The following is a 9,071-nucleotide window of genomic DNA, read 5'->3' as shown; positions in this document are numbered from 1 at the left end:
TCGACGGCCTTCAAGCTGATCGGCCCGAACCACAAGATCGTCATCACGGCCTTCGAGGACCCGAAGATCGGGGGCATCAGTTGCTACGTGGCCCGCCCTCGGACGGGCGGCCTCAGGGGCGCGGTCGGCTTGGCCGAGGATCCGTCCATCGCCAGCGTTTCCTGCGTCCAGACGGGGCCCGTGGTCTACAACGACACGATCAGCGGGGACGAGGAAGGGGAGCAGGTCTTCGACGAGAGCCGCTCCCTGGTCTTCAAGTCACTGGAGATCGACCGCCTGTTCGACAAGGCGAACGGCAGCCTCGTCTATGTCGCGCGGACGACCCGGTTGATCGACGGCTCGCCGGACACCTCGCTCTCGGTCGTCGCGCCGATGGCTTGGAACGGCACGCAGCCGGCCACACCGATGGTTCGCTGATCCGACATCCACGGTCGGACGCGGATTGATTCTCCGGACCCGAGCGGACCACCAACCGTGCGACCATCATCGCCGTCGCTGCATTCATAAACGCGACCGGCGCCTCTTCGCTCACCCTACCGTCTTCGACACCTCTGCCTCGCCGTCGAGATACTCCTTCACGTAGAACATCCTGCCGAGACGCAGGGCGACGGCCGCGAGCGGCGTGGCGAGGCCCAGCCCGAGGATGCCGAACAAGACGCCGAAGAGGAGCTGCACGGAGATCGTCAGCGCCGGGGGAAGCGACACGGACTCCTGCTGGACCTGCGGGGTGATCAGGTAGCTCTCGATCGTCTGGACGGCGACGTAGAGGCCGATCACCCATAAAGCCGTGCCGGGTCCGCTGGAGAGACCCAAGAGGACCGCGGGCAGGGCCGCCAGCACCGGGCCGATGTTTGGGATGAACGTCAGCAGGGCCGCCAGAACCGCGAGAAGCGGTGCCAGGGGCACGCCGAGCGCCCAGAGGCCGAGCCCGGTCAGGACTCCGACCACGGACATCGAGACGAACTGGGCGCGGAGCCAGCCGCGCAGCGCAACCCCCGCCTCGTCGATCATCGACCGGAACTTCGGGCGCTGCGAGGGAGCGACGAGCGCTGTTGTCCCTCCCACGTAGGTCCTTGGCGAGACCGCGCCGTAGAGGCCGATGAAGACGATCACGACGACGTTGCCGAACGCTCCGAGCGTCGAGGAGAAGGCCGCCGTGGCGCTCTCGCCGGAGGGGGCCAGCGAACTCGGGTCCAGCGAGTCGATCGTCTTGGCGACCCAAGGGTGTCCGTCGACGTACCCACGGGCGGTCGACACGGCGCCCGGTAGCTTGTCCCAGAACTCCTGTACCTGCGCTGCAAGCGCCGCCCCGGCTAGCCCGAAGAACAGGAGCGTGCCGACCGCCAGAGCGACGGCGAAAATCGCGAGGCCATAGCCGCCGCGGATGTTCAGCTTGCGCGCGATCCATTCGCCGCCGCCGCGCAGAAACACCGCCATGAGGATCCCGGCAAACACCACCAGCAGGACGTCGGGCGCCGTCCACAGGACGATTAGGAAGGCGACGGCCAGAACGGCGACGGCAACGGCTCTACGGGACATCGACGCTCACTCGAATACGGGACAAGAGAAGGGGAGCAGCGGCTGACGAAAGCCGCCGATCCGACCGGACCGACACCCGATGCTGGAGCGACAACGGAACGGAATGTCGCATGTTCCGGTTCGGCGCACTGACTGTAGGGGAGGCTTCGAGATGGGTGTGGGGAACGTCGCGCGGCAGGGCATCGGCGCGGTTGCGGGGATCTGGGACGATGCCCGATACCATGCGAAGCTCCGGCTGGGACTGGTCTCTCCGCCGATCCTGTTGCCGTACCGTGGCTACGCCTCCGGGGGACGCGTTCGCTTCGGCGGACGGGGCGTCGAGGACGAGGGGGTCGTCGGCGCCGAGCGTTCCCGTTCGCGCTGGACGCAGCTCTGGCGGACGTTCCGCCGCTACGAGACCGACGAGATCCGGGACGCGGTCGTCGAGTGGCGGGTGGGCGACGTTCGCGGCACGGCCGTCACCGACAAGCAGGGCTTCTTCGCGATCGAGACTGCCGTCGATACGGCGTCTGTCGAAGGGCCGTGGCTCACCGCGGAACTCATCCTGCGCTCGGCGCCCGGCTTCCGGTTCGAGCCGATGCGACGGGAGCTGTTCGTTCGTGTCGTCGGGACGGATGCCGAGTTCGGCATCGTCTCCGACCTCGACGACACGCTTGTCGAGACGGGCGCGCAGAACTTCCTCAAGCACCTGCGAACCGTTGCCCCGAACTCCGCCGAGGGGCGGGTCGCGTTCCCGGGCGTTGCGTTCCTGTTCCGCGCGCTGGCCTCCGGGCGCACGGGCCCGAACACGAACCCCGTCTTCTACGTCTCGTCGAGCCCGTGGAACCTCCACGAGCTGTTCGAGGACTTCATGGAATTGCGGGGGATCCCGCACGGGCCGATGTTCCTGAAGGATTTCGGGCTGAACAAGACCCAGTGGCTGACGGGCAGCCACCGCACCCACAAGCTCGCCGCCATCGACCGGATCCTGGACGCGTACCCGGGCCGTTTCGTCCTCGTCGGGGACACCGGGCAGAGCGACGCCGCGATCTACGCCGAGACCGTCCGCACGCATTCCGGCCGCATCCTCGCAGTCTACCTGCGTGACGTCTCGCCCGGCGGTTTCCGGTCCGGGGTGCGGGAAGCCATGGAGGCGATCGGCGCTGCCGGGGTATCCGTCACGACGGGACAGACGCTCGAACCCGCTGCGCGGCATGCCGAGGACGCCGGACTGGTTCCGTCCGGTACCGTCGATCGCATGGCCGACGAGGTTGCCCGGGACTTTGAACGCAGAGCCCCCAGACCCGGCTTTGCATGATGCCGAAGCCTGGCGCTCGGAGCTCCCGACGTGCGTGTCCGGGGTTGCAGCGACGGCATGCTGGCCGCGGAACGCGTTCCTGTGCCTCAGCGTCTGGCAGACAGGCGCGGCGGCACGCTGGCAGCGGTCGCCAAGCCGCTGTCCGCGCTGAGGACGGTTGGGATCTCGATCGTTTGAAAGGAGCGGCTAGGTGCTCCGGCCGCGCGGAAATTCATATCGATCCTTTATGCGGTTCGACCGACATTCCGCTCATCGAAACAACGGGAGCAAGCTCCTTCGATGAGTGCCGCATTCTCCGGCGTGGTGACCTCACTGATCACGCCGTTCAAGTCCAGCTTCGACGCCGACGTCGGCATGTCGTCCGAGGTGGACACGTTCCGCGTCGCCGCGCTGACGCGCTGGCAGGCTCGCAGCGGCGTCTCGGCCGTGGCCCTCGCCGGCTGGGCCGGCGAGGGATCCACCCTCGAGCGCGCCGAGCGGATCGCCCTGGTCGAGGCCGCCGCGTCGGCCAAGGGCCGGATGTCCGTCCTAGCCCATGTCGGGACGCCGAGCACTGCGAAGTCCATCGCGCTTGCGTTGGACGCCGAGGCGGCCGGCGCCGACGGCCTCGTCGTGGTCATGCCGTTCTACAACAAGCCCTCGTTCGCCGGGATCCGCGCGCATGTCGAGGCCGTCGCGGCCGCGACCGGGCTGCCGCTGTTCCTCGAGTTCGACGAGGCCGCGACCAAGGTCCACCTCACCTCCTGCCAGATGGCCGAGCTGACGGAGGTCGCGAACGTCGCGGCGATCGTCGACCACTCCGCCAACCCGCTGCACGTCGAGTGCATGTCGAGGGCCCGCGACGGCGTCGCCTTTCTCGCGGGACACGAACCTACGGCCGCTGCAAGCGGCCTTCTCGGGGCGGACGGGCTGTTCAGCGCGGTCGCGAACGTCGCGCCGACGTTGGTCGTCGGCCTGTGGGACGCGATCCGCGGCAACGACGGCGTCCTCGCGCGGGAATTCCAGTCCCGCCTGCGTCCGCTCGTCGACCTCGTCGAGGTGGAGGGCGTGGCGGCCCTCAAGGAACTGCTCCACGAAAGCGTCGGCTGCGAGACGACCGTGCGGATGCCGCTCCATGCGCTCTGCAAGGACGCGCGCCGGCAGGCAGCGTCCGTCAGCGACGCGATCGAGGCCGTGCCGCCGCGCGTTCCCGTTGCGCATGCGTTCGCCGAGGAGGCCGTTCGATGAGCGCGGCTTCGAAGGTCGAACCGGACCCGCTGGCGTTCTCGCTGCGTCCCGACGGGCACGGCAACTGGATCGTCGAGGGGCCATGCAACTGCTGCGGCGGCATCTTCGTGTCACGCGAGGCGGCGCTGGACTTCGCGCGGCGGGAACGACGGGCGCTGGACGAGGTGGCCCGGCACGTCTGCTACGGGCCAGCCGCCGACGCGGAGGCTGCTGCCGTCCCCACTATCCGGCTGGTGCCGCGGTGAACCGGGCGATCGAGAGCGTGTGATCTGACCCATAAGCTGAGCGTTTAGATACAAAAGTTGCGCTTCCAACAGGCCTCAGCCGGCCAGTTGAAGCGATACGTTGGCGGCGAGGCCGGCTCTTCTCACTCTCGGATAGTGGTTCGCCGCGAGGTGCTGGCGGACCGCTCGCCCCGCTCGTCTCTGAAGACGCAATCCCTATTGCTCCATCGACGAGTGCAGCGAGTCCTGAACTCCCGGAGGGTCGGTCTCTAACTGAATCCTGTCGTCTATGGGCCGCGTGCCGCTGCGCCATTATCGGGGCCGTATGGGCTTCGCGATGGACCCCTCCGCCGTAAGCCGTCATTCTCGAGCTTGGCCACCGCGGTGAACACGACGCCTTCCCTGCGGTAGTCGATCTCCGCCGATCCCTCGATCTCGATCGCGAGGACCCGCTGGATGAGCTGGGTCCCGAAGCTGGTCTCCGTCGGCGGTGAGACGGGCGGCCCCCCGCTCTCCGTCCAGACGACCTCGAGATCCCGAGCCACCTTCCCACGACGGACCGACCAGCGGATCTCGACGACGCCGGCCTCGTTCGACAGGGCGCCGTACTTCGTCGCGTTCGTCGCGAGTTCGTGCAGGGCGAGCGCGAACGCGGAGACGGCAGCAGGGGGGAGCGTGACCGCGGGGCCCGACACATGGAACCGTTCGGCGTCCTCGACACCGAACGGTGCGAGTGTATGAGTGACGAGGTCGTCCATGGCCGCGCTTCGGAAGTCTTCCTTGAGGAGGAGATCGTTGGCCGTGGCCATGGCCTGGATGCGGCTGGTCAGCGTCCGGCCGGCCTCGTCCAGCGACTTCGCCCGGCGCAGGGTCTGCGAGACCACCGCCCGCAAGGACGTCAGCGTGTTCTTGACCCGGTGCCCCATCTCTCGGGCAAGCAGCGCGCGGTGGCTCTGGACCCGACGACGGTCGGTTATGTCCTGCGTGGTTCCCGTGATGAGGAGCGGCGACCCGTCGGCACGGTAGTGAGCCTGCCCACGGATCTGGACCCAGCGCTCCTCGCCGGACGGCAGGACGAGGCGGTACTCCGCATCGAGAAGGGTGCCCTCCGCGATCGCCCTCTCCATCGCCTCTTTCTGGAGCGCGCGATCGTCCGGGTGAATCGTCTCCCGCAACTCCTCAAGGCTCAGGGGATCGTCGGGGGCCCGTCCGCAGATGGCCTTGCAGCCGTCGGATGCGGTCAGCCACCCTGTGTCGAGATTGACGCTCCAGCTTCCGAGGCGGCCCGCTTCGAGGGCAAGCCGAAGGCGCTCCTCGCTGGCCTGGAGCTCGGCGCTCCGCAGGGCGACCTCCGCTTCCAGTTCGTCCCGGTCCCGTTGGAGGAGGACAAGACGCTCGCGTTCGAGCGTCACGTCGAACTGGGAGGCGAAGAAGTAGGTCAGCTCGCCGTCGACGCCGAACACCGGGGAGACCAGCAGCCTGTTCCAGAACGTCGTGCCGTCCTTCTTGTAGTTCAGAAGCTCCAGCTCGATCGGAACCCGCGCCTCGATGGCCGCCCGCAGGCGGGCAACGTCGGTGCGGTCAGTCGCCGGTCCTTGGAGGAAGCGGCAATTGCGGCCCAGGATCTCGTCGCGGCCGAAACCCGTCAGCCTGGCGAAGGCGGCGTTGGCGAAGACGATCGGGTTGTCGGGTTGCCGCGGATCGGTGATCAGCATCGGCATGCGGGTCGCCCGCACCGCGGACGAGAACGGGTCGGGGCCGGACCCGGACCGCTGCATCTCCCCGATGATTCGAGCCTCTTCCCTGAAATCCCGCAACGACCCTGGCCCCAGTCAACCTCAACGTTCCCCAACGATGTCTATAGCGCGGCTCGCCGATCCTTCGATAGCCGAAGCGGGATGACAGGTTGACGACGGGTATCGCCGGACGTGCAGACGTGCATGCCGCCCCTCCGGCCCGTTCCGCGCGGATGCCCCTCAGCCCGAATGGACGCGTCGGGTTCGCGGGTCGAATGCCCGCACCACCGGTAGCACGTCGAAAGTCGTGGTCAGGGGTTCGCCTCATCCGGCACCGGGATCGCCAGGGCGACCTGGATGCCGCCGTCCTGCCAGTCGACCCGCAGTTCCGCGCCGAGTTGCGTCGCCAGTGCGTCGAGCATGCGGAGACCGACCCCGGAACGCATGGGAGCCTCGACGGCGCGGAAGCAGCGCTCGTGCCACTCGAGGACGACGCCCCCGCCGCCGCGACGCCACGTCACGTCCAACCCTCCCGTCGGTTCCGACAAGGCGCCGTGGCGAAGGGCGTTGGACGTGAGCTCGTGGAGCGCGAGGGCCAGCGGCTGCACGAGCTGGGCCTGGATCCGGACCGGGTCGCCATGGGTCCAGACCTGCCGCCTCGCAACTGCGGGAAGGCTTCCCGCGACGAGAGCCGACAGATCTACGGACCGCCACCGAGACTCCGCAAGAAGGCGGTGCGCCGAGGCGAGGGCCTGGACGTGACCACGTATCGCGGAGGAGAAGCTCTCGGGGTCCTTGGCGTCCCCGAGGCTGACGAAGCTCTGCACGAGGGCGAGCGCATTCATGGCCCGGTGGTCGACCTCTTTCAGGAGCAGGTGCTCGGCCTGCTCGAGGCGCTCGGCCTTGCGCAGGGCGGTGACGTCCTTCTGGGAGGCGAAGTAGTAGAGCAGCTCGCCGCCCTCGCCTGTCACGCGGCTCACGGCGAGCTGGTTGCGGAACGTGCTGCCGTCCCGGCGGTAGTTGGGGACCTCCAGCTCGAAGTGCTCCGCCCCCGATGCGAGCGCCTCACGTATGGCGTCGACGTCGTCCGGGTCGGTCTCCGGGCCCTGGAGAAAGCGGCAGTTGCGGCCGATGACCTCGGCGGCGGTGTAGCCGGTCAGCTCGAGGAACGCGGCGTTGGCCATGACGATGGGATTGTCGGTCTGCTGCGGGTCAGTGATGATCATCGGCATGCGGGTGCGCTCCACGGCAACGAGGGCGAGCTCCCGTCGGTCTGCGAGCACGGCACCCTCGGCTGCCACCGGATCGTCGCCGACGAACGAGCGTCCGTTCTTTGTCTCGTCCATCGACACCCCGCGGGGCACGCATACACACAGGCACGGCCACCGTGCGACCAACTCCCAACCCGTCGATCCGATCCATCGACGGCCGGCGAAGACTTCAGTCGACGTGGTAGACCCGATGCATGACGGTGTCGAAGTGCTCCTCATGGCCGCCTCGCCGACGCGTCTGTTCCAGCGTGAAGGGCAATGTTGAATTGGAGGCTGATAGACCGCTTCCGTCCCGGTTTCCGCCGCCAATACCCAGCACAGACACCGTGGCTCGGTCCCTCGGGGGAATTCGCAGACAGCGTCCCCGGTAGGAGGAGAGTTCATCCTCGCTCCTGCCACGTGACGGATGATTCTCGTGCCAGCGCCGCGAAGGAAAGTGAGAGAGTTCCCAGAACGCCGCTCACTCCGGGCGCCACCCACCGAGCACTGCCGCCGCCCACTCAGCCCAAGCCCAATGGAGCCCCTGCATGGATCTCCTGAACCGCCCGAAGCCAGGCGGGGAACTTCTCCGGATATTGACGTCGCAGGTCCTGATGTACCCACGCACGCTGTGGCATTGCGTACGTCACCCGACCCGCATTAGAGACCTTGCCGAGCGTGGGGGCGGCTCCGATGGCCGGGCGCTGCCTTACGGTCTCGTGGACCCGCCGGCCTTCCTCGTTCTCACGCTGTTCGTAGCCCATCTCGTCGATGTCAGCCCCGGGCTGACGGCATCGGACTTGAGGAGCGCCGTCGAGCGGGAATTCGACCCGTTCCTCCTTCGAGCCATGCTGTTCGGCCTGCTGCCGTTGATGTTGGCCGTTCAGCGCGTCCGCCGGACCGGGCGATTGCTGACGCTCGGGACGCTGCGCCAAGCCATGAACGGCCAATGCTACGCGGCTGCGCCCCTGGCCTTGGCGTTCGATTTCGCGATAACCGGACTGCGTCAGGCAACCGGCGCTGCCTGCGCCGTCTCCGGCATCCTGCTCGGCGCGGCGGTCGTCTGGTACCTTGCCGTGGAGGCGCATTGGTTCGCGTCCGGCCTGGATCCCGTCCGGGGAAACGCTTCGGTCCGCGTGCTATCGACCCTGCTTGCTGGAACCATGCTGATCGCCGCGATTGTCATGGCCTTGGCGACTGTCGCCGCGTCGTCCTGAGACATCCGACCGGGAGACCCTGGCGGAACGTGCTCGGGAGCGGACCCTCGCGCGGCCAAGGGCCGGCACGGACGATCTCGGCGCGGAACGGCGGCCGCAGCGGCCGGATCACTCCGCCCGGAGCGTCGCCTCCGTGCCGACGACGGCCCCGCCGCCGTCCGGTAGGGTCTCGACCGACGTGACCGTGCCGAGGCCGGGCCTCCTGACCCCGACCACGACCCGCACGAGGTCGTCCGAGGTCGAGAGGAACGCCTCGCCCCGGAACACGGAGACCAACACATAGTCGGACGCCTGCGGCGCGGCCCGCTTGATCGTCGCGGGCAACGGCACGGGGAGGTCGCCCGATCCCTCCGATGCCGTCGTTCCCCCGATGGCGGGCCCGTCCGGCGTAGCATGGACGACGATGCCGACGGTGGCTAGGAGGCCGACGGCCAGCATGGCCACCAACGCTCGGGGTTTCGTCCATGGGGAACGGGCGGATCCCCCCGCAGCCGGTTCGCTGTCGATGTCGTCGTCCATGGTTCGCTCCGCACTCCGATCTTCGCGCGACCAAGCGTGTGCACGATGTCTTGGAATCGTGT

Annotated in this window: 9 protein-coding genes; 5 read left to right on the top strand and 4 right to left on the bottom strand. The window is 68.1% G+C overall.

Annotation, left to right across the window (positions count from 1 at the left end; all coding sequences use genetic code 11):
- Positions 1-417 (top strand): CreA family protein (locus QZ753_RS05670; protein WP_294641760.1); only part of this gene is annotated, 417 nt, incomplete at its 5' end.
- Between the two features lie 111 nt (positions 418-528).
- Here QZ753_RS05670 and QZ753_RS05665 read toward each other — a convergent pair.
- Positions 529-1,539, bottom strand: coding sequence for an AI-2E family transporter (locus QZ753_RS05665; protein ID WP_294641758.1), 1,011 nt, complete (start codon positions 1,537-1,539; stop codon positions 529-531).
- 151 nt (positions 1,540-1,690) lie between these two features.
- Here QZ753_RS05665 and QZ753_RS05660 point away from each other — a divergent pair, with 151 nt between their 5' ends.
- From QZ753_RS05660 to QZ753_RS05650, 3 genes are all read left to right on the top strand, one after another.
- Positions 1,691-2,836: an App1 family protein gene (locus QZ753_RS05660; protein WP_294641756.1), complete on the top strand. Its 1,146-nt coding sequence runs from the start codon at positions 1,691-1,693 to the stop codon at positions 2,834-2,836.
- A gap of 279 nt (positions 2,837-3,115) precedes the next feature.
- Positions 3,116-4,063 carry a dihydrodipicolinate synthase family protein gene (locus tag QZ753_RS05655; protein WP_294641755.1) on the top strand — a complete coding sequence of 316 codons (948 nt, stop codon included), beginning with the start codon at positions 3,116-3,118 and terminating at the stop codon, positions 4,061-4,063.
- A complete protein-coding gene (locus tag QZ753_RS05650; protein WP_294641753.1) occupies positions 4,060-4,308 on the top strand; it encodes a hypothetical protein in 249 nt (82 codons plus the stop codon). Before QZ753_RS05655 ends, QZ753_RS05650 begins: the two co-directional genes overlap by 4 nt.
- 266 nt (positions 4,309-4,574) lie before the next feature.
- Here QZ753_RS05650 and QZ753_RS05645 read toward each other — a convergent pair whose 3' ends face one another.
- Together QZ753_RS05645 and QZ753_RS05640 are read right to left on the bottom strand one after the other, a co-directional pair.
- Positions 4,575-6,065 (bottom strand): PAS domain-containing protein, encoded by a 1,491-nt coding sequence (locus tag QZ753_RS05645; RefSeq protein ID WP_294641751.1) that lies wholly within the window; start codon positions 6,063-6,065, stop codon positions 4,575-4,577.
- Between the two features lie 269 nt (positions 6,066-6,334).
- The gene (locus QZ753_RS05640; RefSeq protein ID WP_294641749.1) at positions 6,335-7,369 is read right to left on the bottom strand and encodes a PAS domain-containing protein; all 1,035 of its coding nucleotides are present in this window, start codon (positions 7,367-7,369) and stop codon (positions 6,335-6,337) included.
- Positions 7,370-7,821: 452 nt separating this feature from the next.
- On the opposite strand from QZ753_RS05640, the gene QZ753_RS05635 reads away from it, so the two are divergent.
- Positions 7,822-8,490: a hypothetical protein gene (locus QZ753_RS05635; RefSeq protein WP_294641748.1), complete on the top strand. Its 669-nt coding sequence runs from the start codon at positions 7,822-7,824 to the stop codon at positions 8,488-8,490.
- A gap of 108 nt (positions 8,491-8,598) precedes the next feature.
- Here QZ753_RS05635 and QZ753_RS05630 read toward each other — a convergent pair whose 3' ends face one another.
- Positions 8,599-9,009, bottom strand: coding sequence for a hypothetical protein (locus QZ753_RS05630; protein ID WP_294641747.1), 411 nt, complete (start codon positions 9,007-9,009; stop codon positions 8,599-8,601).
- Positions 9,010-9,071 lie beyond the last annotated feature (62 nt).

It is taken from the genome of uncultured Aureimonas sp., assembly GCF_913775355.1.
GTDB lineage: Bacteria > Pseudomonadota > Alphaproteobacteria > Rhizobiales > Rhizobiaceae > Aureimonas.
Note: the sequence above shows the minus strand (reverse complement) of the source record. Positions and strands in the feature narration are given on the sequence as shown.

Coding starts and splice junctions, on each gene's coding strand:
- QZ753_RS05665 (WP_294641758.1), bottom strand. CDS start 1,539: ATGTCCCGTAGAGCCGTTGCCGTCGCCGTTCTGGCCGTCGCCTTCCTA.
- QZ753_RS05660 (WP_294641756.1), top strand. CDS start 1,691: ATGGGTGTGGGGAACGTCGCGCGGCAGGGCATCGGCGCGGTTGCGGGG.
- QZ753_RS05655 (WP_294641755.1), top strand. CDS start 3,116: ATGAGTGCCGCATTCTCCGGCGTGGTGACCTCACTGATCACGCCGTTC.
- QZ753_RS05650 (WP_294641753.1), top strand. CDS start 4,060: ATGAGCGCGGCTTCGAAGGTCGAACCGGACCCGCTGGCGTTCTCGCTG.
- QZ753_RS05645 (WP_294641751.1), bottom strand. CDS start 6,065: ATGCAGCGGTCCGGGTCCGGCCCCGACCCGTTCTCGTCCGCGGTGCGG.
- QZ753_RS05640 (WP_294641749.1), bottom strand. CDS start 7,369: ATGGACGAGACAAAGAACGGACGCTCGTTCGTCGGCGACGATCCGGTG.
- QZ753_RS05635 (WP_294641748.1), top strand. CDS start 7,822: ATGGATCTCCTGAACCGCCCGAAGCCAGGCGGGGAACTTCTCCGGATA.
- QZ753_RS05630 (WP_294641747.1), bottom strand. CDS start 9,009: ATGGACGACGACATCGACAGCGAACCGGCTGCGGGGGGATCCGCCCGT.